We start from the raw sequence: 24257 nt of genomic DNA, 5'->3' as shown, positions 1-24257 counted from the left end.
TTGGTTTAATATCAATACTTTCCCTTCTTATAGAAGGTATTCTGTACATTATAGGAGAAATAAATAATTCACTAACAAAGGATCAATAAACCCCGCAATAATTTGGTTAGATTTGTATATAAATGCCAGAATCTGCTTCCTACATATCTTGAGTCCCCAACAGCTTCACGGAATAGATGCTTCACTGCGTTCAGCATGACAAGTGGGTAAAACTAGTCATGGTTCAGACAATATGCAGTAAGCCCCTCGCACCGCACTTCGAGAGCCTCAGTGTGACACCCATTGCACTCTCATTTCAAAACAAAAAAAGCGACAGGCTCTCAACCCATCGCTTTATATTCTTGCGGATTTTCGGTCTTCCCGAATCCGGTCTTAATTAAATCAAAATTCTAACCGGCTCTTCAAGCAACCCTTTCAGCGTTTGCAGGAAGGCTGCGCCTGTGGCTCCGTCTACTACGCGGTGGTCGCAGGTGAGGGTTAGTTTCATTACGTTGCCTGGTACTACGGCGCCGTTCTTCACTACCGGTATCTGCTGTATGCCGCTTACGGCCAGTATGCAGGCTCCCGGAGGGTTGATGATGGCGGTAAACTCGTCGATGCCAAACATGCCCAGGTTAGATATGGTGAAGGTTGAACCTTCCATCTCCGGCAGTTGCAGCTTCTTGGCTTTTGCGCGACCGGCAAAGTCTTTCACCTCGGCAGATATCTGCGTAAGCGATTTACCGTCAGCAAAACGAACCACCGGTACCAGCAGGCCTTCGTCAACCGCTACGGCTACGCCAATGTTCACGTGCTCGTTGGTGCGAATGCTTTCGCCCATCCATGAGGAGTTTACCACAGGGTGTTGTTTCAGGGCTACGGCGCAGGCTTTCAATACCAGGTCGTTAAAGGATAGTTTCACCGGCGCTACCTCGTTCATTTTGGTACGGGCGGCAACAGCCTGGTCCATATCAACAGAAATAGTGAGATAGAAGTGCGGTATCACAAAGCTCTCAGACAAGCGGCGGGTGATGGTTTTACGCATCTGGGTAAGCGGCTTATCGGTATATTTCTCCTGACCAACGTATTGTGGTATCACCACTGCTTTTTCAGCCTTAGGAGCTTCGGCAGCAGGTGCGCTTGTTGCAGCGGCAGCAGCCGGTTTAGCAGATGGCGTAAAGTCCTCAACATCCTTCTTGATGATACGGCCGCCTTCGGCAGTGCCTTTAACATCATTCAGGTTGATGCCTTTTTCTTTAGCTATTTTACGTGCTAACGGAGATGCTTTTACTCGACTATCGTCGCTCGTTGAACTGGTTGTAGCAGTTGTATTGGTTGAAGTGGTTTCAGCAGGTGCAGCTTCGGCAGCAGGTGCTGATTGTTCAGCTTGACCGCCTTGCGCCTCGCCCCCTCCGCCTTGCAGCAAAGGAGTAATATCAGTTCCTTCTTTGCCTACAATAGCAATGATGCCATTTACCGGAGCGGCTTCGCCTTCTTTTACACCTATATATAATAAGGTACCGGCTTCGTAACCTACAACCTCCATGGTAGCCTTGTCGGTTTCCACGTCGGCCAGCGAGTCGTCGGCCTTTACTTTATCGCCTACTTTAAAGTTCCATTTCTGTATCACGCCCTCTGTCATGGTATCGCTCAGTAGCGGCATCCTTATAACAGTAGCGGGTATATTTGATGTATCTACCTTTGGAGCAGATTCTTTAGTGGCAGTAGCAGTTGCAGCAGCAGGTGTCTCAGCAGGCGCAGATGCAGTTTTCTCTTCAGCGGCCTGACTGCTACTGCCACTGCCACTGCTACTCTGATCTAACGCTGGCTTATAATCCTCGCCAGCCTTACCTAAAACAGCGATCACCGTATCAACCGGAACAGCCTTGCCTTCTTCCACACCTATATATAATAAGGTGCCGTCCTGGAACGACTCGAAATCCATAGTGGCCTTATCAGTTTCCACCTCGGCCAATACATCGCCTGATTTCACCTGGTCACCAACTTTTTTATGCCATTTGGCCAATACCCCTTCGGTCATGGTATCGCTCATTTTTGGCATTTTTACTACTTCGGCCATACTATTAATTGTATAGTGTTTATAAGATTAGAATAATAATTAGTCCCTGATGAAAGGGTAGTTCGGCTCAACATACACATCGGTGTATAGTTCTGATGCCTCAGGCCATGGCGACTCTTCCGAGAAACGAACGGACTCGTCAACTATGTTCTTGATCTTCTCATCCATTTCCTCGAACCATTTTTCGTCGGCATATTTCTTTTCCAGGATATCAGCTTTTACCGCGTCGATAGGGTCTTTGGCTTTATAGCTTTCCAACTCTTCTTTGGTACGGTATTTCTGAGGATCTGACATAGAGTGACCTTTATAACGATAGGTACGCATCTCCAGGAAGGTTGGGCCTTCACCGGCACGTGCGCGTGAAACGGCTTCATCCATTGCGTTGTGAACCGCAACCGGGTCCATACCATCAACTGGTGACGAAGGGATACCGTAAGGCAAGCCTAATTTATAGATGTCGGTTTGGATGGTGGTACGTTCAACCGAGGTCCCCATGGCGTAACCATTGTTTTCGCAGATGAAGATCACCGGCAATTTCCAAAGGGCGGCCATATTAAAGGTCTCGTTCAATGCACCCTGGCGAACAGCGCCGTCGCCCATGTAGCAGCAGCATACCGCATCAGTACCTTTATACTTTTCGGCAAATGCGATACCGGCACCCAGCGGGATCTGACCGCCTACGATACCGTGACCACCGTAAAAGTTATTTTCTTTATCGAACATATGCATTGATCCGCCTTTTCCTTTTGAGCATCCGGTTGCTTTACCATATAGCTCGGCCATTACAGCATTAGGTGATGTACCTTTAGCCAGGGCGTGCGCGTGATCGCGGTAAGCGGTGATCATGCTGTCCTCGTGTTTCAATACCGACATAGCCCCAGCCATTACAGCTTCCTGGCCAATGTACAGGTGGCAAAACCCACGTATCTTTTGCTGACCATATAGCTGGCCAGATTTCTCTTCGAACCTGCGCATCAGCAGCATAGACTCATACCACATCAGGTAGGTGTCTTTTGTTATTTCGATTGAACTCATTATTTCGGTTGAACTCATGTGTGTAAAAGCTCTCTTTCCATTAAGAAGCGCAAATCTAATTATATCCATGAAAAAATCGAAACTGCAACGAATTTGTTGTGAAGATTTTAATATTGCGTAAAAATTACACCGATATATAGTTAGTTGACTGTTAAACAATTAGTTAAATTACTTAACGTCGTAACTAAACGAAAAATTTATACGTATAAGACCATTACGAGATTGGAAAAAAAGGTGTCATTAATTTGTAATTATCAAAATTAAAGATAGTTTTGCACGTCACCGAATGTTAATAACTCGGAAAAAATAGCACTTGTTGCCCCCTGTGTACAACAAAGACTAATGATTAAATGAAGAAAATTATCCTGGCTATTGTATTGTGTATGAGTGTGATTGCTGCTCAGGCACAAACAAAAACAAGTACGGCACCAACACAAGACAAGCCCAACGATGAGCAGGATGGTTTGATTAAAGAATATTTCTCGCAAATAATGGGTGTTGCAGTGTCAACTACCTCCAATATCAAGCTTTTTCAATTTGTGTACGACTGGGTAGGTACCCCTTACCACTTCGGCGGCGACTCGCGCAAAGGCATCGATTGTTCAGCTTTCACAAAAGAATTATACAGCAAAGTTTTCAACCTGACTATCAAACGCAATTCGCGTGATATTTTCAGCATGGTTAATCCTGTAAGTAAAGACGATTTGCAGCAGGGCGACCTGGTTTTCTTTAAGATACACAGCCGCAGCATCAGCCACGTTGGTATATATTTAGGCGATGGCAAGTTTGCTCACGCTTCATCACGTGGTGTGGCGATCAGCAGTTTGGACGATGGTTATTACAACCGCTACTTCTATAAAGGCGGTCGTTTGCTGGATGTGTTCAAGAAAGAATTGGAAGCATCACCGGATGGCACCACCAATGTAGGCACCGGCGATCCGGCAGCGGCTGATAAGCAGTAAAGATTTTTATATTTGTTGAAATCCTTTCTTAACCGGAAGGATTTTTTTTTGATAATGCGATTTTTTGATTGGGTTTTCATGGGCTTTATCGTGATGATGCTGGCACAAAGCTGCGAGCAGGCATCATCTATGGCCAATAGCAGCGCCGTAAATCATAAAACAAAAGCAAAGAAATCCGATGCTCCAAGGTTAAAGCGCGATAGTCTGCGTGATACCATTTGCATAGCAGCAGTAGGCGATATCATGCTGGGATCATCCTATCCCGACAGCAGTAAACTGCCATCCGACAGCGCAAAAGGCAGCTTCAGATCAGCACAAAAATATTTTGAAGGAGCCGATGTAGTATTCGGCAACCTGGAAGGCACACTATTGGATTCAGGCATGCCGGATTCGCACAAAAAGAAATTAGAGACAGGCTATCTTTTCCGAATGCCTACACAATATGGTAAAGTATTGAAAGATGCAGGCTTCAACTTACTCAGCGTAGCCAATAATCACATCACCGATTTTGATAACAAAGGCTGTGTAAGCACCATCAGGACTTTGGCTGATAACGGCATTCATTACGCAGGTCTTGAAACCTGCCCTACAACTATATTCGAGCGGAATGGCATTAAATATGGCTTTTGTGCCTTCTCACCAAATTCACGTACCGTACATCTGTTAGATTCAATCAACCAAAGGCGGATCATCAGCAAATTGAAAGAGCAATGCAACGTGGTGATCGTATCCTTCCATGGCGGGGCCGAAGGTGCACAATACGAACATGTGCCTTTTAAAATGGAATCCTACCTGAATGCTAAACGGGGTGATGTTCACCAATTCGCTCATAATGCTGTTGATGCAGGGGCCGATATTGTATTAGGAAACGGTCCGCATGTAAGCCGTGCAATGGAAACCTATAAAGGTAGATTGATAGCCTATAGCCTCGGTAATTTCTGTACCTATAAAAGCGTAAGCGTAACTGGGGTATGCGGTATGGCTCCGCTATTAAAAGTATACCTGAACAAAAGGGGCGAGTTCCTTAATGGTAATATTATCGCCTTCCGTCAAACCCATGAGAGGGGTTTATCCCGTGATACTGCTAATCGTGTTGTTCAACGCATCAAAACCCTCACCGAGTCCGATTTTCCGGAAACGAAGTTGAACATAGATATGGACGGACAGATCAGTTTGGCTGATTGATTTATAAAATATGTCATGCTGAATTTATTTCAGCACCCCACAGGACATTCACGCTTGCTTAGTCTGCGATTTGCATGTAGCAGACCTTTTTATCTCATACCTTTCAGATGGGGTGCCGATCCGCTAATCAACGGACATCATGACGGTAAATTATTTAGTTTGATCAGCCGTAGTCTTCACCAACCCTATTCCCGAGAAGAAAAACAATAACGAAATAATCCCTACCACGGCAAGGGTGGTGAAATGGGCCGTATGATCGATGATATTGGCGCCGGTATAGATCAATCCGATGATTCCCAAAACGGTGAGGATTGCGCCGAAGATGCGTTTCAAGTTCATGATTTTGAGTAGATGTTGGTTTACTGTGAATTATAAAAACAAATAGTGCACCAAAAAATAAAAAACCTATATTAGTTAACCTAAAACATTAATTATGGCTGCGCAGATAATATTTTACATCATTATTTTTTTCGGGATCATTGTATTCTTCTCATCATTTGTGACCGTAAAACAAGGCACTATCGCCGTTATTACGGTCTTTGGCAAATACCGCCGCATACTCAAACCAGGGCTAAATTTGAAACTGCCTTTGATCGAACAGATCTATTCCCGTATATCAATTCAGAACCGCTCTGTAGAGCTGGAATTCCAGGCGGTGACTGTCGACCAGGCTAATGTTTACTTCAAGGCGATGCTACTTTATTCGGTGCTCGACCAGGGCGAAGAGACGATCAAAAATGTAGCATTTAAATTTGTTGACGAGCGTAACCTGATGCAGGCCCTCATACGTACAATTGAAGGATCGATAAGGGCCTATGTGGCTACCAAAAGACAGGCTGACGTGCTGGTATTGCGAAAGGATATTGTTGAACACGTAAAAGAGCAATTGGATACTGTGCTGGAAACATGGGGCTATCACTTACAAGATCTGCAGTTGAACGATATCACATTTGATGATGCGGTAATGAAGTCCATGAGCCAGGTAGTAGCATCCAACAACCTGAAGGCAGCTGCCGAAAATGAAGGCCAGGCTTTATTGATCACCAAAACCAAAGCCGCGGAAGCAGAAGGTAATGCAATAAAGATCGCCGCGGAGGCTGAAAGGCAGGCTGCGCAATTAAGAGGTCAGGGTATTGCCCTGTTCCGCGAGGAAGTAGCAAAGGGTATGACTGCCGCTGCAAAAGAGATGGAAGCCGCACACATGGATACATCGGTAATATTGTTTACGATGTGGACGGAATCCATTAAACATTTCTCGGAACATTCACAGGGCAATGTGATCTTTTTGGATGGTTCGGCAGATGGGATGGAGCGGACAATGAAAGAAGTAATGGCTTTAAACCTTTTGCACCAGGATAAAGTCAAAAAGTAAAATTTTACTTTAATACATGAGGTTGATATTTATGAGGGTGATATGCGTAGCTTTGCTTTGCGCATGCAAATTGGTAGTTCATGCACAAGGATACCGTTTGTTAACCGTTAATGATTTTGGAGGAACGCCCCACCGCAATTCAGGTGTGATAGCTTATACCAATTGCAGCATAGATTTTAAATATGAGGCTTACAAAAGGAATGGCTACTACCAGCTCTACTTTAATATCAATCTAAAAGTAAACCGCGACCGTTCGTGGATGGATAAAGGGAATATCACTTCATCCGAAATGCTCTCCGAAGTTTTAAAGCATGAACAAGGTCATTATATCATCGCCTACCTGGAGCAACAGGAACTATTGCGCGAAGTGGGTAAAACAGTATTTGGCTCAAATTACCAGTACCAGGCCCAACAGATATTCGACCGCATAGATGCCAAATACAAGCAGCTCAACCAGGATTACGACGAAGATACCCAGCACATGACCAACCGCGTGCAGCAAAACAGCTGGAACAAATATTTTCAGCGCAAGCTGGAATATATGCCGCAGGGTGATGAAGGGTGATGCTTCTTCGCAAATGGAATTTGTTATACCATGCGCCATCGGCGCAAAATGTTGGTAGACATAAAACAATAAACCATTTAGCATGCCGTAGGTATGCAACCTGTTCCGTACCTACGGGACGGTCTGTGGTTTTTGCGTGGCTACTACCAACATTTGACCCCCATGGGGTCTTATATAGTTGGGTTGCTTCCTCAATTACCAAATTTGATCGCATCCGCCTTAATCGATGCCTCCTCCGAGCTACCAGGTTTGGCGTATAATTCCACGAAAATGATACCATCAGCGCCTATGCTTTTGGCCCTTTCGATCATTTGCGTTTTGACGGATTCCAGGTCGGTACTGCTTGATTGGCCGCCCGCTAAGTGCCCGATGACCTTATAATTTTGCTTTACATCTTTGGCATCATAATAAACTTGTACCGAATTGGATGCAGGCAGATGATCGCCGAGATACATTACGCCGGAACATGAAGAAAGAAAAATGCAGCCGGCAAGGAAAAGTTGAGAAAATCCAAGCTTTTTCATAACAGTGAGATTTAATGATTTATCATTTCGACACTGCCAAATAACTGAGGTTTAACAACTTATGGCACGTAACAGAAAAAATACAGATTTAATGAAATAGCATCATTGATACTCCATCATAACTATGCGCCATCGGCGCAAAATGTTGGTAGACATTAAATAACAATCAATTTAGCATGCCGTAGGTATGCAACCTGTTCCGTACCTACGGCACGGCTATGGGTTCGTTTCGTGTAGCTACCAACATTTGACCCCGCTAGCGTCGGAAAGAGATGGGTTACTTCTTATAATCCGAAATATTCAGCTGATGCTTACAAAAGCTGTATTCATGGAGCTGGTTAGAGCAAATAATAGTAAGACGGTCAGCCGCGAATTGTTGAACCAGGTTAAGATACCAATCCACACCCTGATTATCAAGATTTGAAGTTGGCTCATCCAGCATCAGCATAGGTGTATCCGAACAAAAGGCCAAAGCCAATTTCAAACGCTGTTTCATCCCGGATGAGAAATATTTGATCATCTTATTCCGTCCACCCTGTAAGTTAAGCAGATCGATCACTGCATCTTTATTCATTCCGGCACGATACGATTTGAATTTAAAATGAAAATCTGTCATCTCATCCATTGTAAATTCCTCGATCAGCTCCAAATATGGCGCAGCAAGACTGACCTGCTTAAAAACGGTATCCACCTCAAGCGGATTATCATTCAGAAAATATTTGATGTCGCCGGTTGACGGTGCAAGGCTACCATTCAGTACCTGTAGTAAAGTAGATTTACCCGAACCATTCGGCCCGAGTACAGCATAAGTTTCACCCGAAGTAAACGAATAGTCGATGTTCCTGAATATCCAGTCGCGGTTAAAACGGCGGCCTATGTTCTGGAGGGTGATCTTCATTTCAGTTTGCAGTTATTAGTTTGCAGTGGGCAGTTATTCAATTTGCAGTTTACAGTAGTCAGTTTGCAGGATGATGATTTAAATACTCGAGCTTCTGCTGGATTTTCATGTCAACTGCGAACCGTCTACTGCAAACTGTCAAGTAGGTTTTGCGAACTGCCAACCGCAAACTGCCAACTCAAATACCGAATCCCTTCATAATACCCCGCTGAGAGTTCGATACGAAATTAATGATCTCGTCGCGTTCAACGGTCGGTGCGAAATCAGCTTCAATGATATCTAAAGCTTTGCTCACATTGTATTTCTTCAGGAAGATGATACGGTAAATTTCCTGTATCTCGTTAATGGTCGCAGCTGAGTAACCTCTTCTTCGCAAGCCTACTGAATTGATGCCGATATAAGACAAAGGCTCACGACCAGCTTTAGTAAACGGAGGAACATCCTTACGTACCAATGAACCACCCGAGATCATGCTATGCGTACCGATCTCAACAAATTGATGAACGGCTGATGTGCCACCGATAAAAGCATAATCATATACATTGATGTGCCCGGCTAATTGCACCGAGTTGGCAATGATCACATTATCGCCAATCACGCAATCGTGCGCAACGTGAACGTAAGCCATCAGTAAGCAATTGCTGCCTATGGTGGTAGTATTTTTATCCAATGCGGTACCACGGTTAAGGGTTACGCATTCGCGGATGGTAGTGTTATCGCCAACTGTAACTGTGCTTGGTTCGCCTTTATATTTTAAATCCTGAGGTGGAGCAGATACAACAGCGCCCGGGAAAATGCGGCAGTTTTTACCGATACGCGCACCGTCCATGATCACGGCGTTTGAGCCTACCCAGGTGCCTTCACCGATCTCCACATCCTTGTGTATGGTTACAAAAGGCTCAATCACCACGTTGTCGGCAATTTTGGCCTGCGGGTGTATATATGCTAAAGGTTGTATCATGCTTCTTTATCTTCAGTTGTCTTTTTAACTATCTGTGCCATCAGTTCGGCCTCAACCACTATCCTCGATCCAACCATACCGATGCCTTTCATTTGTGCAATACCGCGACGTATAGGCGCTATCAGGTTGCAATAGAAAATGATCGTATCACCAGGAGTCACTTTATCCTTAAACCGCGCGTTCTCAATTTTCAGGAACAGCGTAATATAATTCTCAGGATCAGGCACCGTATTCAATACCAAAATACCACCGGTTTGCGCCATTGCTTCGATCTGCAACACACCCGGGAACAAAGGCTGTCCGGGGAAATGGCCCGCAAACAATTCTTCATTCATCGTTACGTTTTTCAACCCCACAACGTGGCTTTTGCTGATCTCTAAAATTTTATCAACCAGCAGCATAGGCTGACGGTGTGGTAAAATTTTCATGATATCAACGGTATCATACACCGGTTTAGCGTTCGGATCGTATAATTTAATGTGCTTGCGGCTTCTTTCTTTTTTGATCAGCGTTTTGATCTTCTTCGCAAAAGCAACATTCGCGGCATGACCCGGACGCGCCGCCATGATATGTCCCCTTAAAGGAACACCTACCAACGCCAAATCACCTATCATATCCAGCAACTTGTGGCGTGCCGGTTCATTTTGATGACGTAATTCGATATTGTTTAAAATACCTTGAGGGGCAACTTTGATGTCTTTACGATTAAACATTTTAGCCAGGCCAGCTAGTTCTTCATCATCAACATCTTTATCTACCACCACAATAGCATTGTTCAGGTCGCCGCCTTTGATCAGGTTATGTTTTAACAACATTTCCAGCTCATGCAAAAAGCAAAAAGTACGGCAGGAGGCAATCTCTTTATTAAACTCAGATATCGTTGAAATACTGGCATGCTGGCTACCTAAAACCTGTGAGTTGTAATCAACCATGCAGGTAAAGCGGTAATCATCCAATGGCATAGCAACCATTTCCACCTTACGGTCTGGCTCCGAGTAATGAATATTATAAGGAATATGATAGTATTCACGGTCAGCGTCTTGCTCTAAAAAGCCAACCGCTGTCAGCGCATCGACAAATTGGATCGAACTACCGTCCATGATCGGCGTTTCAGGACCATCCATATCGATCAGCACGTTATCGATCTCCATCCCCACCAACGCAGCCAGCACGTGTTCGATAGTGCTAACGCTGGCGCCGTTTTGCGAAATGGTTGTTCCGCGCGAAGTATCAGTCACATTATCACAGTCAGCATCAATAACCGGCGAACCTTGTATATCTACCCTTCTGAATTTGTAACCATGATTCTCAGGGGCAGGGTTAAAGGTCATTGTTACCTTTTCGCCTGTGTGTAAACCGGTGCCCGAAACAGATACGGGCGTTTTAATAGTCCTTTGTTTTACGTTCATTTTTAACAGCGTTCATTAGTTCATTAGTTCAGTTGTTCATTGGTATAATAATAGTTTATTATTAGCCTTAAAGGACTAATAAACCAATGAGCCAATGAACTAGTGAGCGTCCTTCTTCAATTCGGCAATCACTTTTTCTAATTCTGATATTTTCTTTTCCAACTCCGGCAAACGGTTTGTTACTACCTGCGAACGCATATGATCGCTGTAGTAGGTCGCCGGAGAACCCATCCATTTCTTATTTTCTTCGGTAATGGTTCTGCTAATACCCGACTGCGCCTGTACCTGTGTCCCTTTAGCTATGGTGATGTGCCCAACTACACCTACCTGCCCGCCTAAGATTACATTCTCACCTATCTTAGTGCTACCCGATATGCCAGTTTGAGCAGCGATAACGGTATTAGCGCCTATTTCTACATTATGGGCTATCTGGATCAGGTTATCCAGCTTAACACCTTTGCGGATTATGGTCGAACCCATCGTAGCGCGATCAATTGTCGTATTCGAGCCGATCTCCACATCATCCTCTAATACCACATTTCCTATTTGTGCAATTTTAGAATAAGTGCCATCCGTATTCGGTGCAAAACCAAAACCGTCACTGCCGATAATAGCCCCTGAATGCACAATCACATTATTGCCAATCACACAATCAAAGTAAACTGCAACGCCCGGAAACAGGGTTACATTATCACCCAGCACAACATTATCTGCAATGTATACACCCGGATATATTTTGCATTTATTGCCTACTCTTGCACCCGGACCAACATAAGCGAAAGCACCGACATAACAATCATCGCCCACTTTAGCAGTTGGATGAATAAAACTTGGTTGCTCAATTCCACTTTTATTTAGCTTGATGGTATTATATCTTTCGAGTAAAACAGTAATAGCGCTATAGGCATTTTCAACGCGGATCAGGGTTGCTTTTACCGGTTCGGCAGCAACAAAATCGTTGTTGACCAGCACTACGGAAGCATCGGTGGTATACAAATACTGCTCGTACTTTGGATTGGCTAAAAAAGAAATAGAGCCGGTGGTGGCCTCCTCTATTTTTGCTAAGCGGCTCACTGTCACCTGGGGGTCGCCCTCTACAGTTCCGTTCAGCAGTAAACTTATCTCATGTGCAGTAAATTGCATCGGGCAAATTTAAGTGTTATAATTGAAGCCGCAAAGTATAAATCTATCAGCCTCAATACGTTTATAAAAGGTCTTTGGTATAGCAAATAATGTACTTTTTTACCGTTCGGGCCAATGCTTCCAGGTTGGAATTATCGCTGGCCTTCGCGATGTCCTGTAACGATCCGTCTTTCATCAGAATACGGATGCTTCCATCGCCCGGTTTATAAGCCATGTTTCTTATGGTATCCGTAAATACAAAATAGTCGGCTATTGGGTATTTGGCTTCTGCCTTCTTAATCAGTTTGTTTATCAATGCTTTGCTCGGTGGTTTGTTGCTGATCTCGACATGATAAAGACGACGCTGCATCATCATTTTACACAATGTGGAAAGCACCGGATCATCGCATTGCGTCCAAACTTTTATAGCCGACATGATATCGGTATCGTCCAGGGACGCAAAAATTTCTAAGTGATGATCCTGGCTGATGAATTCCTGCCTGCTGATCTTCTTCACTAAAAAATGTTCTAAGGCAGGCGTAGTAAATAGTTCTTTACCACCTAATGCAAGCTCACGTGCACGTTTTAATATTTTACCTAATAATAGTTCGGCAGCAATAACTGTTTTATGCAGATACACCTGCCAATACATCAACCTGCGTGCTATAAGGAACTTTTCAATGGAATAAATACCCTTCTCCTCAACAGCGATATGATCGCCTGAAATATTCAGCATTTTAATGATGCGGTCAAAGCTGATTACACCCTCCGAAACGCCTGTAAAAAAGCTGTCACGGTTCAGGTAATCCATCCGGTCCATATCAAGCTGACCCGACACCAGTTCATGCAAAAACTTTTTATGATAAGTTCCATTGAATATTTCAATCGCCATAGATAAACGTCCGTCGAACTGAACATTCAGCTTATTCATCAGCAAGGTTGAAATATCCTCATGCGAAATATCTTCGACAATGGTTTCCTCAAGGGCATGAGAAAACGGCCCGTGACCAATATCATGCAATAGTATGGCTATGGTTACTGCTTCCTCTTCCTCATCGGTTATCTGGTGACCTTTATTGCATAAAGTTTCAATGGCCAGACCCATCAAATGCATAGCTCCCAAAGCATGATGGAAGCGGGTATGCAAAGCGCCTGGATACACCAAATGGGTCATTCCCAGCTGCTTAATATAACGTAGTCTTTGGAAGTACGGGTGCTCGATAAGGTCGAATATCAGCTCTGTGGGAACACTGATAAAACCGTATACCGGATCGTTTATGATTTTCTTTTTATTCAAGGGGTAATATGCGCTACAAAAATGTTAAATTATCGTAATATTCTGTTTTATAATTGTTAATTTTTGTTAATTAAAACTGATAACCAGTAACAAAAGCCGTCCTTTGTGGTTAATTGATAAAATAAAAATATTATGCAGGATACGACAATATTATGGGCTGACGATGAGATAGATCTGCTGAAACCGCACGTACTTTTCTTAAAAGAAAAAGGCTATAACGTAACCACAGTTACCAATGGTAACGACGCCGTGGATTCATTCAAAAATAATTACTTCGACCTGGTGTTCCTGGACGAAAATATGCCGGGGCTGACCGGCCTGGAGACACTCTCTGAAATAAAAAACCTGAATAACGAGGTGCCTGTCGTTTTGATCACCAAAAACGAGGAAGAATACCTGATGGAGGATGCCATCGGTTCAAAAATAGATGATTACCTGATCAAACCGGTTAACCCGAAACAGGTATTGCTTACAATCAAGAAGCTGACTGAAAATAAACGCCTGGTGACTGAAAAAACCACCATGGCCTATCAGCAGGACTTCCGTACGCTGGGTATGACCCTGAACGATAACCTGAGCTACCAGGAATGGGTGGATGTCTACAAGAAACTGATATACTGGGAACTCGAACTGGAGAAGCTGGAAGATGAAGGCATGCACGAAATATTGACCCTGCAAAAAGCAGAGGCCAATGTGCAGTTCTGCAAGTTTATTGAAAAGAATTACCAGAAGTGGATACAAAATCCGGATTCTGGTCCGATCAGTTCACCGCAATTGTTCAAGAAAAAGGTGCTGCCAAAACTGGATGCTAAAACCCCGGTATTTTTTATCCTGATTGATAATCTAAGGTTCGATCAGTTTAAGATCATCAACCCATATATTTCCGAATATTTCAGGATGGAGGAAGAGGATACCTATTACAGTGTTCTTCCTACCGCTACCCAATACGCCCGTAACGCAATTTTCTCTGGCCTGATGCCGCTTGAAATGGAAAAGCGCTTCCCTGATATGTGGCAGAATGATGAAGATGAGGGCGGTAAAAACCTGTATGAAGAAAACTTCCTGGCCGATCAATTAAAGCGTTTGCTACGCCGTGATGTTAAATACTCTTACAATAAGATATTGAATATTGACGAAGGCCGTGCGCTGAACGATTCGGTGAACAACCTTATGAATAACGAGATTAATGTGGTGGTATATAATTTCGTGGATATGCTTTCGCATGCGCGTACCGATATGCAGATGATCCGCGAGCTGGCAAGTGATGACGCAGCATACCGTTCGCTTACATTGTCATGGTTTGAGCACTCACCTCTATTCGATCTATTGAAATATTTATCACAAAAACAAGTAAAGGTGATCATTACTACCGACCACGGTACCATCCGGGTTAAAAACCCAAGCAAGATCATCGGCGACCGTAATACAAATACCAACTTACGCTACAAGCAGGGTAAAAACCTGAATTTTAACCCAAAGGAAGTATTCCATATCCGCAATCCGCATGATATTATGCTGCCGAAGTTGCATGTAAGCTCAAGCTTCGTATTTGCTAAAAACGACAGTTATTTCGTGTACCCAAACAACTACAATCATTTCGTGAACTTCTATAACGAAACCTTCCAGCACGGTGGTATCTCGCTCGAGGAAATGATCATACCGGTTGTTACTTACGGGACAAAGTAAATTTGGATATCGTTGTAGAAATCAGAAAAGGGGACGCATCCGGGAAGGAGCTTTTGTCCCCTTTTCTGATTTGAAATTGTTTCTTAGAGCGGTATCTCAATGTCGTTAAGTTAAAGGAATATTGTTTCTATTATGGCTCCCTGTGGACTCACCCGAAAACGCTACGCTGTTCTGCCCTCTCTTTTGCGAGCAAAAAAGAGGGTGAAAAAAAACCCTCTTTACGAAGTAGAGAGGGTGGTCGAGCGAAGCAATGACCGGGTGAGTCGACTATGCGTCATGCTTAACTTAACGACATTGAGCGGCATCTATTTCTTACTCATTGCGCAAACTCCTTGCCGGATTGGCCAACGCGGCTTTGATTGCCGTATAGCCTACCGTTGCCCATGCGATCAGGATTGAACCTATAATGGTTATTATAAAGAGCGAGGGGCCCAAATTGATCTTGTAAGCATATTGTTTTAACCAATTATGCATAAAATACCAGGCTACAGGCGACGCAATCAAAAACGCAATGCCTATCAACAAAGTAAACTCACGTGATAGCAGGATCAATATGGCGCTTACAGGCGCGCCAAGCACTTTGCGTACACCGATCTCCTTTTTCCGCTGTGCGGCCATAAATGTTACCAGTCCATACAGCCCCAAACAGGATATGAATATGGCGACACCCGCAAACAATTTGTAAAGCTGCGATAGTTGGGTCTCCTGCTGGTAATAAGCGGCGATGTCATCATCAAGAAAACTGTGTGTGAACGCAAAATCGGGATAATATATACCCCACAACTTTTCCATGGCCGCGATGGCTGGCTTTGCCTGCGCTAAATTCAATTTAATGCTGGCCCTGCCGTATCCCCGTTTGTCGGTCGTCATAACCACGGGCATCACGCTGAAGCGCAGCGAGGCAGTATGAAAGTCTTTCACCACGCCCACGATCGGCCGGTTTAAGCCATTCACAATAACCCGCTTTCCTATGGCGCGCTGAGGGTCGCTATAACCCAAGTTACGTGTAACACTTTCGCTCACAACAAATTCGCGGACAGTATCCGAGTCGTGATAGGGGTGCCCCGCTACAAACTGCAAATGAAACAGGTTAAAAAAGCCGGTGTCGCTCAGTTTATACGCAACGATCATATTGGGCATCTTACCTACATTATCAGGCGTTCGCAAGTCGATAAACCAACGACCGCCGATAGGGGCGCCTGTACCGAAACTCACTTTTTCTATACCGGGTATTTTCAGCAATTCATCAAGCAAGACAGCTCGTTTGGCATAACCAATGCTGTCCTGCGGAAGTTCGGCGGTTAAAATGGCTTCCTTGTTAAAACCCATATCAGCGGTATTAACGTAGCTCATCTGTGAGACCATTACCAATGTAACAATGATGAGCGCCTGTGCTGTAAAAAACTGAAAAACAACCAGGCCACGCCGCAGCGAGATACCCCCATGCTGTGCATAAAGTGTACCTTTTAATACACGTGCCGGGTTAAAGCCAGATAGAAGAAAAGCAGGATAAAACCCGGCTAAGACAATTACTGCGGCCAGCGCAGACAATAGGAAGAAGATCATGTTACCCTTATATAAGGCGGAGACAGTAATGTGGATATCCAGCAGGTTGTTGAGGGCCGGTATAAAAAGCAGCGCAGCCACCAGTGCTATGAAAAATGCAAAACAGCTGACAAGTGCTGCCTCACCCAGGAATTGAAAGATGAGTTGACGGCGGTTACTGCCCAGCACTTTACGTACTCCGACTTCCCTGGCGCGGTTTACTGCTTGTGCGGTGCTGAGATTGATAAAATTTACACAAGCTATTACTAATAGGAAAATGCCAATTGTACTGAGCACTAGGATAAGGTTTTCGCTGAAAACGCGGCCATAGAACGTCCCGTAACGCGCATCAAAGTGCATTTCATTTAACGGCTGTATCGAAAGAAAATAACCCGGATCGAAGGGTTTGATATACCGGTCGGAGTACTGCTTAAGCTGACGTTTAAACTGTTCGGGCGAATCATGTTCATTCAATTGCACAAAGCAGTAATTGTCTTCTTCAATATAGCCCCAGTCGTTCATAAACCTTTTTAGGTCCGGGTAGCTTTGATGCGTAGCGTAGGACAATACAGCTTTAATCGGAAAATCAGTATTAGCAGGCATATCTTTTAAAATGCCACACACCCTCATCTGGACGCCATCCATTCTCAGCGTTTTGCCTGTAGCCGTTTGCCAATGGCCGAAATATTTATCGCCAAGGCTTTGCGTTAACAAAACGTTCCCGGGTAATTTAAGCGCGTTGCGGTATTCGCCTGCAACTATCGGAAAACTGAACATGTCAAAAAATTGCGGTTCAGCAAAAAATATCCCATGTGTTTCTCTAAATCTTTTGGCGGCGCCGTTTCCATTATCCTTTATGATCACCTGCACAAAATCATCGGGAACAATAGCTCCTGCATCAGCTAATTGTGGCAGGCTGCTCCTTAAGCCTGGAGCTACGGGGAACGGCACCCCCATGCGGTATTTTTCATTCGCCGGATTACGCGCCACACGAATCAGACGGAACAACTGTTTTTTGTGAATATGAAACTGATCAAAACTTTGCTCGTAACGAACCACCAAAAAAATAAGCAGGAATGCCGCAAAACCCACGGCTAACCCGGCAACATTTATACCCGAGTAAGTTTTATGGCGAATAATATTGCGCCATGCGATCTTTAAATAATTTCGAATCATACTGATGCGGTTGATTTTTTCACGGGACCACTTAAACGTGGTTTCACGACGTAAAACTACCGGCCGGCTTCCCGGTAAGCGTTCCATTTTAGAAAATGGTCGCTCTTTTTTGAGGTCATTCTTATATTCCGCCGGACTTTTCCCGGTCATTTGTTTAAAAGCCCGGTTAAATGTGGTTTTGGAATTGAAGCCTGATTCATAGGCTATGCCCAACAAGGTAATATGACTATAGTTCGGGTCCTGCATTTTGGCTACCACATCACGGATGCGGTATTCGTTGATCAAATCGGCGAAGTTTCTTTTTAGCCCCAGATTGATAATCCGCGATAGCTCATGCGCGGGCATATCTAGTTGCTCAGCCAAAGTATTGACACTTAAATCCGGGTTCTGATACAGCAGCCCGGCCTCGATCTTTTTCTTCAGCCAATTACCTTTTTGTTTCAAAGCTTGTGAGATGGATGATTTAGGAAATAAGGAAGCTTCTGCGGTTGCATCGATACCGGGCCTGAAAAATACCACGACCCCCATCCGGATAATCATCACTGCCGTTAGCAGATACAGTGGATAGTAAACCCGCCGGTCCAAGGTGAAGTGAAAGCCAAAGTAATCAATTGCAGCAAGTGATATCCACAACAAGAGTACCAAGCCTAAACTTGCTAATAAACGATCCAGCCACCGCCACGCAAAACGGTAGCGATCACCTTCGTTAAAGCTCTGGGTTTTGTAAAAACGTTGGATCAGTCGGTGTGACAGATACAGGTAAGTGCCGACCGATACAAATGTCAAAAGGTTTAATACGGAGGTAATTTCCGGCAACCACGTAACCAGTCCTAACAGAACGGGGCAGAAATGTGAAAGATCCTTCCAATGGAGCTGACGTGCCCTCCGGATGGTTTTCCGCACATAAAAGTAGATCAGCGGTCCAAAGGCCAGTGAAAATTGCTGCGGCAGCTTCCATAGCTTAATATCAGTACCCAGTATCCCGGCAATGCAAAAGGCCATCACACACAGGGCCAGGGCGAGAAACCGGTTGGCCGGACGATTGGCACTTTTGACAAACCATAGCTGCAAAGCAAAAGTCAACCCGATGAACAGCATTCCTTCCAGTGCAGTCTCATACAAGTTGATATGGTAGATATATAAATTCAAAAAATCAGAAGGTTTAATAGCAGTCTAATTTAATAAGACATTACTTATTTCTTTAATTTTCTGCAATTATCATCGCTCGTTCCGGGGATGACTTGTTTATTGGAATAGTGCCATTGTGGTGTGATCAAGCTTAAAATCTGCTTCTGATATTATAACTTTGGCGGCATGAAATTGCCTGTTAAAAGTCTTGACGAACTCAAACCTGCTGCGGAACAACTGTTGGCGTTTGGCGAATCAGAAAAGATATTCCTTTTTTATGGTGATATGGGCGCGGGTAAAACCACGCTCATTAAATCACTTTGCGAAAGCCTGGGAGTAAAGGAGCCTGCAACCAGTCCGACATTCTCTATTGTGAATGAATACCAGGGCGAATCGTCCAGGATTTACCATTTCGATTTTTACCGCCTGAAAAATCAAAGCGAGGCTCTGGATTTGGGCTATGAAGAATACTTTTACTCAGGTAATTATTGCTTTATCGAGTGGCCCGAAAAGATACCTGACTTACTGCCGGACCACTATACCCGTGTCGATATGCAGGTTGTGAGCGATAATAAACGCCTGTTAACTTTCACGAAATTTTAATTCTGCATCCCCCATTTTTTGCCTATCTTCAACAGCCAGAATTAAAGACACATGAGTTCGGAGTTATACAGTGGTTTTTCTGATGTTGCCAAACAGGCAATGATGCAGCCCCAGGAATCGATGCTGGAGGTAAAAAGCAAAAAAAACAAACTTCATATTGGTATACCAAGAGAAACTTCCTTCCAGGAAAACAGGGTTGCGTTAACACCACTGTCCGTTGCGTTACTCATTAACAATGGTCACGAAGTAATACTGGAAAGCAATGCCGGTCAGGCTGCTAAATTCTCCGACAAAGACTATAGCGAACAAGGTGCCAAAATAGTTTACGACTCAAAGGCTGTTTACGAGGCACATATCATCATCAAAATAGCTCCGCCTACTTTGCAGGAAATAGCGATGATGAAATCGCACCAAATTCTGATCTCGGCTTTGCAGTTATCTACTCTCCAGGCAGATTGCCTGCAAGCTTTAATGCAAAAGAAGGTGACAGCCCTTTGTTTTGAACATCTGCGTGATGAAGGCGGTGCACTGAGTGTGGTAAGGGCAATGAGTGAGATTGTAGGCGCTACTTCAATATTAATAGCAGGTGAATACCTGAGCAATATTTTTGACGGCAAGGGCTTGATGCTGGGAGGTGTTACAGGCGTTCCTCCGACTGAGATTGTAATATTAGGTGCCGGTACGGTAGGCGAATATGCCGCTCGCACAGCTATAGCTTTAGGCGCCGAAGTAAAAGTATTCGATCCATCCATTTATAAATTACGCCGCTTGCAGAATAACATTGGCAACAGGGTATTTACTTCGGTTGTTCAACCAATTGTTTTAGAGAAAGCGATCACTACCTGCGACGTGGCAATCGGCGCACTACGTGCAGAAGATGGTCGTAGTCCATGTATTGTATCTGAAAGTACAGTGAGTCGTATGAAGCCCAATTCTGTGATCATCGACGTGAGTATCGACCAGGGCGGTTGTTTTGAAACGTCAGAGATCACCAACCATACCCATCCGGTTTTTCGTAAATATGATGTGATCCATTACTGCGTTCCGAACATCGCGTCGCGTGTGGCCCGAACTGCAACTTACGCACTGACCAATATCTTTACACCTATTTTGCTGGATATTGGCGAACAAGGAGGTCTGAAAAATGTGATCTGGAGAAAGGCCGGCGTACGCAACTCAGTATATATTTACGAAGGGCACTTAACCAGTAAATACATCGGCGAGCGCTTTAATATCCCTTGCAAAGACCTCGATCTGCTGATCGTTTCGCATAGATAACAGACAGCCTTATTATTTAACTCTTAAATTCTTAAATAAGGAAATATCAGGTGGTTTTAGGGTTGATTCGTTTGCAGATGCCGGCCTACTTTGTTTAGCAGGTCTTCCAGATCAAATGGTTTAGCCAGGTGGTCATCTGCGCCTGCTGTCTTAGCCGTCTCCTCAAGATACATGGTCGCCGACATCATGATCACAGGAATGGCGCGCGTAGATTCGGAATTCTTTAACCGACGACAAATATCAGCACCCCAAGCCACTTGCAGGCGGTGATCGAGGAGGATCAGGCCTGGCGGCAGCTCCGCTATCCTGTGCATCACATCATGGCCATCCGACCTGGTTACCTGGTAACCGGCATCCGCCAGTATATAATAAAGAATATCAAGTACATCGGGGTCATCTTCGACCAATAACACTGTTCCTGGCATAGTTAAATTAAAAGGGCCAACAAAGATAACGCGTTTCCTATAAATTAATTAATTAAATTAAAACAAAATTTAATCGATTTCTATATAGATTAGATTGCATCATCAAGCCAGCCGGTTGTAATTTATATCCGGATTAGCTTATAAACCGCATCTAAAAGTCACAAAAGACGGATTGTGTGGGTTGTAAAAAGGGGTGCCTGGAACTATTGATGCAAAAAATATTCCTCAAAATCAGCCGCTTAGGAAGATTTAAAAAAAATCCTTGTGGAATGAAAAAAGGTGGCTATATTTGCCATCCCAAACGGAGTGGTAGTTCAGCTGGTTAGAATACATGCCTGTCACGCATGGGGTCGCGGGTTCGAGTCCCGTCCATTCCGCTTTTTCAATATCAAAAACAACAAAAACCCTTCAAATGACATCATTTGAGGGGTTTTTTGTTTTTAGGACATACCAAATTATTCATGCTTTCGCATAGAATTCGGGAGTAATTCGGGAGTCATTTCAAGTCTGCAAAAGAACTCCCGAATTAACACGCAAATATTTGATATACAGTGTGTTCAATCATTGAACATCTTGATTCCAGGTGATTAATTAATCAATTTTGTTTCACTTTTAATTAATCAAGAGTCATGAGAACTACACTCTCTTTGTTTTTTTCCTGAGGAAGCCTAAAAATTATCAATCAGGTAACATGCCAATTTATTTACGGATTACTATAGACGGTCAGCGCACTGAACTAGCTGTTAGCAGAAAGTTCGATCCAGATAGATGAGATGTCGGAACTGGCAGGGCTACCGGAACGAAAGCCGATTGCCGCACATTGAATGCTTATTTAGATGATATGCAATTCAAGCTGTATGAATTGCAGCGTAGAATGTCAGAACAAAATGAATTGATAACTGCCGAGACACTAAAGAATCGGTACTCGGGAAAAGCAGAGAAAGCCCGGACACTTGTTTCAGTATTTGAGGACCATAATTCCAAGATGAAAACCCTTGTCGGAGAGGAATTTGAAAAAAGCACGCTGCAACGATATGAAACATGTCTGATGCATGCCAAAGATTTTATACAGACCCATTATAATATTTCAGACATTCCAGTAACCAAAATTGATTTCGCATTCTTAAACGATTTCGAATATTACTTGCGGAGTGTTCGCAAATGCGGTAACAACTCAGCTATTAAATATATCAAGAATCTGGGCAAGATTGTTCGGATTTGTCTCGGTAACGGATGGTTGACAGTCAACCTGTACATTAATTACAAGCCAAAACAGAAAGCTGTACATAGAGAAGCGCTATCCAAAGAAGAACTTGAAAGGCTGACGAAAAAGAAATTCGATGTTGAAAGACTTCGTTCCGTCAGGGATATGTTCGTGTTCTGTTGTTATACAGGACTTGCCTATGTTGATGTGCACAAACTGAAAAGATCAGAATTGGTTAACGGGATTGACGGCAACCTATGGATTTATACAAATAGGCAGAAAACAGATACAATTTCAAGAATACCGGTCTTGCCTGCTGCCCTTTCTATAATTCGTGCTTACGAAGACCATCCGCAATGCGTTGTTAAAGACACTCTGCTTCCCGTCATGAGTAATCAAAAAATGAATGCCTACCTTAAAGAGATTGCGGATTTATGTAAAATTAACAAACTACTGACCTTTCATATTGCCAGGCACACTTTTGCTACGACGGTAACCTTAAATAATGGCGTACCTATTGAGAGTGTTGCAAAAATGATGGGACACACTAACATCAAGACCACTCAAATTTACGCCAAGGTCATGGATCAAAAGATTAGTGATGACATGAATTTATTAAGAGAAAAATTAGTTGGTTAATCAATACCTAGTTAAAAATCATGGATGAAAAACAAATTATAAAAGACGAGGTCGTATTAAGCCAAATCTACTCTATACGGGGTCAAAAAGTTATGCTGGATAAGGATTTGGCTCAACTCTACCAAGTAGAAACTCGAAATCTCAATAAAGCAGTTAACCGAAATTTAAAAAGATTTCCTCCAGATTTTATGTTTCAGCTTTCGGCAGAAGAATTTAAAAACTTGATGTTCCAATTTGGAACATCAAGTTGGGGCGGAACACGTAAAAATCCCTATGTTTTTACAGAACAAGGAATTGCTATGCTTTCTGGAATATTGACCAGCGATAGAGCAATCAGCGTTAATATCCAAATCATGCGAATATTTACAAAAATTCGCCAAATACTCGTGGACACTTCTGACCTTCGGCACGATATTGAAAATATCAAACGAAAACTGGAAAATCAGGATAAAAATATGGAGATTGTTTTTCAATATCTTGACGAGCTAATTAATAAAAAAGAAAAACAACAGCCCAGAGTCGGAATAGGATATAAACCCGAAAAATTTGATTTGAGCGAATAAAAAATGCTTTGGGTTTTAAATGGAGGTCATAAAATGTGACCTCCATTTGATATTTCAATTTGTGATATCAAAAATCAAGGCTATTTATTGGATACCGAAGATTGTAAGAATCTATTCGAAAAGCACTAAGCGCAATACGTCATTGTACCGCTTAACAACCGGAAGCAGCAAGCGGGTGAATTGTCAAGAGCAGTGCAAGCCGGTAAAAAACAATAAACCCTGCACTGTTTATATACTCTTGACAATTTACCCGCGGTGCTAATTTTGTGACGGTGGTGCAGTGTCTTATATTAGTCAACATGTGGAAAACAGCTGGCGTGTTATGAGAAAAGAATTCACTACTGCTGCGCAGCTGCCTTGGCTGTCAAACCACTACCGCTTCATTAGACCAGCTTTGACTGCTTTCAGCCCTTAGGTACATTCATAGAATGCAAGTTCATCGGTTCGATTTCGATATTTTCAACACTGACATCAATGTCTTATGAATAATCGTAAGGCATCGATTGTTGCAGGTAACAACCCGGCATTAAATTCCATCCACGTATTTGTGATCAACAGTTTCGAAATAGTTTAGAAGCTATCCGCCAGTGAAAATTTTATTGATAAATTAGCGTTTACAAA

The 24257-nt window shown here is 43.5% G+C and carries 21 protein-coding genes and 1 tRNA gene; 11 read left to right on the top strand and 11 right to left on the bottom strand.

Annotated elements, in window-relative coordinates:
- Positions 1-376 precede the first annotated feature (376 nt).
- Positions 377-2059: a dihydrolipoyl dehydrogenase family protein gene (locus VIM89_RS06010; RefSeq protein ID WP_488155230.1), complete on the bottom strand. Its 1683-nt coding sequence runs from the start codon at positions 2057-2059 to the stop codon at positions 377-379.
- A 39-nt stretch (positions 2060-2098) separates the two neighbouring features.
- Complete coding sequence (gene pdhA, locus VIM89_RS06005; protein WP_488155232.1) at positions 2099-3094, bottom strand: pyruvate dehydrogenase (acetyl-transferring) E1 component subunit alpha; 996 nt, start codon at positions 3092-3094, stop codon at positions 2099-2101.
- A 350-nt stretch (positions 3095-3444) separates the two neighbouring features.
- Between pdhA and VIM89_RS06000 the strand changes: the two genes are divergently transcribed.
- Both VIM89_RS06000 and VIM89_RS05995 read left to right on the top strand, forming a co-directional pair.
- Positions 3445-4056 (top strand): C40 family peptidase, encoded by a 612-nt coding sequence (locus VIM89_RS06000; RefSeq protein WP_488155229.1) that lies wholly within the window; start codon positions 3445-3447, stop codon positions 4054-4056.
- Between the two features lie 54 nt (positions 4057-4110).
- On the top strand, positions 4111-5241 hold the full coding sequence (locus tag VIM89_RS05995; RefSeq protein WP_488155228.1) for a CapA family protein: 1131 nt from the start codon (positions 4111-4113) through the stop codon (positions 5239-5241).
- 150 nt (positions 5242-5391) lie between these two features.
- On the opposite strand, the gene VIM89_RS05990 is transcribed toward VIM89_RS05995, so the two are convergent.
- Entirely contained in the window at positions 5392-5580 is a 189-nt protein-coding gene (locus tag VIM89_RS05990) for a hypothetical protein (RefSeq protein WP_488155227.1), read from the bottom strand.
- A 94-nt stretch (positions 5581-5674) separates the two neighbouring features.
- Here VIM89_RS05990 and VIM89_RS05985 point away from each other — a divergent pair, with 94 nt between their 5' ends.
- Positions 5675-6613, top strand: a complete 939-nt coding sequence (locus VIM89_RS05985; RefSeq protein ID WP_488155226.1) for an SPFH domain-containing protein — start codon at positions 5675-5677, stop codon at positions 6611-6613.
- Between the two features lie 16 nt (positions 6614-6629).
- The gene (locus VIM89_RS05980; protein WP_488155225.1) at positions 6630-7178 is read left to right on the top strand and encodes a DUF922 domain-containing protein; all 549 of its coding nucleotides are present in this window, start codon (positions 6630-6632) and stop codon (positions 7176-7178) included.
- A gap of 191 nt (positions 7179-7369) precedes the next feature.
- Here VIM89_RS05980 and VIM89_RS05975 read toward each other — a convergent pair whose 3' ends face one another.
- The 6 genes from VIM89_RS05975 to VIM89_RS05950 all read right to left on the bottom strand — a co-directional run bounded on the left by VIM89_RS05975 (position 7370) and on the right by VIM89_RS05950 (position 13389).
- A complete protein-coding gene (locus VIM89_RS05975) occupies positions 7370-7702 on the bottom strand; it encodes a hypothetical protein (RefSeq protein ID WP_488155224.1) in 333 nt (110 codons plus the stop codon).
- A gap of 277 nt (positions 7703-7979) precedes the next feature.
- Positions 7980-8600: an ABC transporter ATP-binding protein gene (locus VIM89_RS05970; RefSeq protein WP_488155223.1), complete on the bottom strand. Its 621-nt coding sequence runs from the start codon at positions 8598-8600 to the stop codon at positions 7980-7982.
- A 178-nt stretch (positions 8601-8778) separates the two neighbouring features.
- On the bottom strand, positions 8779-9561 hold the full coding sequence (lpxA, locus tag VIM89_RS05965) for an acyl-ACP--UDP-N-acetylglucosamine O-acyltransferase (protein ID WP_488155222.1): 783 nt from the start codon (positions 9559-9561) through the stop codon (positions 8779-8781).
- Complete coding sequence (locus VIM89_RS05960; protein ID WP_488155221.1) at positions 9558-10970, bottom strand: bifunctional UDP-3-O-[3-hydroxymyristoyl] N-acetylglucosamine deacetylase/3-hydroxyacyl-ACP dehydratase; 1413 nt, start codon at positions 10968-10970, stop codon at positions 9558-9560. Before VIM89_RS05960 ends, lpxA begins: the two co-directional genes overlap by 4 nt.
- Before the next feature lie 99 nt (positions 10971-11069).
- Complete coding sequence (lpxD, locus tag VIM89_RS05955) at positions 11070-12113, bottom strand: UDP-3-O-(3-hydroxymyristoyl)glucosamine N-acyltransferase (protein WP_488155220.1); 1044 nt, start codon at positions 12111-12113, stop codon at positions 11070-11072.
- Between the two features lie 61 nt (positions 12114-12174).
- Positions 12175-13389 carry an HD domain-containing protein gene (locus VIM89_RS05950; protein WP_488155219.1) on the bottom strand — a complete coding sequence of 405 codons (1215 nt, stop codon included), beginning with the start codon at positions 13387-13389 and terminating at the stop codon, positions 12175-12177.
- A gap of 132 nt (positions 13390-13521) precedes the next feature.
- On the opposite strand from VIM89_RS05950, the gene porX reads away from it, so the two are divergent.
- A complete protein-coding gene (gene porX, locus VIM89_RS05945; RefSeq protein ID WP_488155218.1) occupies positions 13522-15075 on the top strand; it encodes a T9SS response regulator signal transducer PorX in 1554 nt (517 codons plus the stop codon).
- A gap of 312 nt (positions 15076-15387) precedes the next feature.
- Here the strand turns inward: porX and VIM89_RS05940 are convergent, their stop codons facing one another.
- A complete protein-coding gene (locus tag VIM89_RS05940) occupies positions 15388-18945 on the bottom strand; it encodes an ABC transporter permease (protein ID WP_488155217.1) in 3558 nt (1185 codons plus the stop codon).
- A gap of 165 nt (positions 18946-19110) precedes the next feature.
- Here VIM89_RS05940 and tsaE point away from each other — a divergent pair, with 165 nt between their 5' ends.
- Positions 19111-19527 (top strand): tRNA (adenosine(37)-N6)-threonylcarbamoyltransferase complex ATPase subunit type 1 TsaE, encoded by a 417-nt coding sequence (gene tsaE / locus VIM89_RS05935; protein ID WP_488155216.1) that lies wholly within the window; start codon positions 19111-19113, stop codon positions 19525-19527.
- A 51-nt stretch (positions 19528-19578) separates the two neighbouring features.
- Positions 19579-20805 carry an alanine dehydrogenase gene (locus tag VIM89_RS05930; RefSeq protein WP_488155215.1) on the top strand — a complete coding sequence of 409 codons (1227 nt, stop codon included), beginning with the start codon at positions 19579-19581 and terminating at the stop codon, positions 20803-20805.
- A 56-nt stretch (positions 20806-20861) separates the two neighbouring features.
- Here VIM89_RS05930 and VIM89_RS05925 read toward each other — a convergent pair whose 3' ends face one another.
- Positions 20862-21230: a response regulator gene (locus VIM89_RS05925; RefSeq protein ID WP_488155214.1), complete on the bottom strand. Its 369-nt coding sequence runs from the start codon at positions 21228-21230 to the stop codon at positions 20862-20864.
- Between the two features lie 303 nt (positions 21231-21533).
- Here VIM89_RS05925 and VIM89_RS05920 point away from each other — a divergent pair.
- The 4 genes from VIM89_RS05920 to VIM89_RS05905 all read left to right on the top strand — a co-directional run bounded on the left by VIM89_RS05920 (position 21534) and on the right by VIM89_RS05905 (position 23636).
- Positions 21534-21607: transfer RNA gene (locus VIM89_RS05920), tRNA-Asp, on the top strand.
- Positions 21608-21921: 314 nt separating this feature from the next.
- Entirely contained in the window at positions 21922-22002 is an 81-nt protein-coding gene (locus tag VIM89_RS05915) for a hypothetical protein (protein WP_488155231.1), read from the top strand.
- Positions 22003-22071: 69 nt separating this feature from the next.
- The gene (locus VIM89_RS05910; RefSeq protein ID WP_488155213.1) at positions 22072-23073 is read left to right on the top strand and encodes a site-specific integrase; all 1002 of its coding nucleotides are present in this window, start codon (positions 22072-22074) and stop codon (positions 23071-23073) included.
- Between the two features lie 20 nt (positions 23074-23093).
- On the top strand, positions 23094-23636 hold the full coding sequence (locus tag VIM89_RS05905) for an ORF6N domain-containing protein (RefSeq protein WP_488155212.1): 543 nt from the start codon (positions 23094-23096) through the stop codon (positions 23634-23636).
- Positions 23637-24257: the final 621 nt, after the last annotated feature.

Source organism: Mucilaginibacter sp., assembly GCF_036568825.1.
GTDB lineage: Bacteria > Bacteroidota > Bacteroidia > Sphingobacteriales > Sphingobacteriaceae > Mucilaginibacter.
This window is presented reverse-complemented; position numbering and strand designations above follow the sequence as displayed.

Coding starts and splice junctions, on each gene's coding strand:
- VIM89_RS05990 (WP_488155227.1), bottom strand. CDS start 5,580: ATGAACTTGAAACGCATCTTCGGCGCAATCCTCACCGTTTTGGGAATC.
- VIM89_RS05910 (WP_488155213.1), top strand. CDS start 22,072: ATGCAATTCAAGCTGTATGAATTGCAGCGTAGAATGTCAGAACAAAAT.
- VIM89_RS05995 (WP_488155228.1), top strand. CDS start 4,111: ATGCGATTTTTTGATTGGGTTTTCATGGGCTTTATCGTGATGATGCTG.
- VIM89_RS05925 (WP_488155214.1), bottom strand. CDS start 21,230: ATGCCAGGAACAGTGTTATTGGTCGAAGATGACCCCGATGTACTTGAT.
- VIM89_RS05930 (WP_488155215.1), top strand. CDS start 19,579: ATGAGTTCGGAGTTATACAGTGGTTTTTCTGATGTTGCCAAACAGGCA.
- VIM89_RS05970 (WP_488155223.1), bottom strand. CDS start 8,600: ATGAAGATCACCCTCCAGAACATAGGCCGCCGTTTTAACCGCGACTGG.
- VIM89_RS05915 (WP_488155231.1), top strand. CDS start 21,922: ATGCCAATTTATTTACGGATTACTATAGACGGTCAGCGCACTGAACTA.
- lpxD (WP_488155220.1), bottom strand. CDS start 12,113: ATGCAATTTACTGCACATGAGATAAGTTTACTGCTGAACGGAACTGTA.
- VIM89_RS05960 (WP_488155221.1), bottom strand. CDS start 10,970: ATGAACGTAAAACAAAGGACTATTAAAACGCCCGTATCTGTTTCGGGC.
- VIM89_RS05905 (WP_488155212.1), top strand. CDS start 23,094: ATGGATGAAAAACAAATTATAAAAGACGAGGTCGTATTAAGCCAAATC.
- lpxA (WP_488155222.1), bottom strand. CDS start 9,561: ATGATACAACCTTTAGCATATATACACCCGCAGGCCAAAATTGCCGAC.
- VIM89_RS05980 (WP_488155225.1), top strand. CDS start 6,630: ATGAGGTTGATATTTATGAGGGTGATATGCGTAGCTTTGCTTTGCGCA.
- VIM89_RS06000 (WP_488155229.1), top strand. CDS start 3,445: ATGAAGAAAATTATCCTGGCTATTGTATTGTGTATGAGTGTGATTGCT.
- tsaE (WP_488155216.1), top strand. CDS start 19,111: ATGAAATTGCCTGTTAAAAGTCTTGACGAACTCAAACCTGCTGCGGAA.
- pdhA (WP_488155232.1), bottom strand. CDS start 3,094: ATGAGTTCAATCGAAATAACAAAAGACACCTACCTGATGTGGTATGAG.
- VIM89_RS05975 (WP_488155224.1), bottom strand. CDS start 7,702: ATGAAAAAGCTTGGATTTTCTCAACTTTTCCTTGCCGGCTGCATTTTT.
- VIM89_RS05985 (WP_488155226.1), top strand. CDS start 5,675: ATGGCTGCGCAGATAATATTTTACATCATTATTTTTTTCGGGATCATT.
- porX (WP_488155218.1), top strand. CDS start 13,522: ATGCAGGATACGACAATATTATGGGCTGACGATGAGATAGATCTGCTG.
- VIM89_RS06010 (WP_488155230.1), bottom strand. CDS start 2,059: ATGGCCGAAGTAGTAAAAATGCCAAAAATGAGCGATACCATGACCGAA.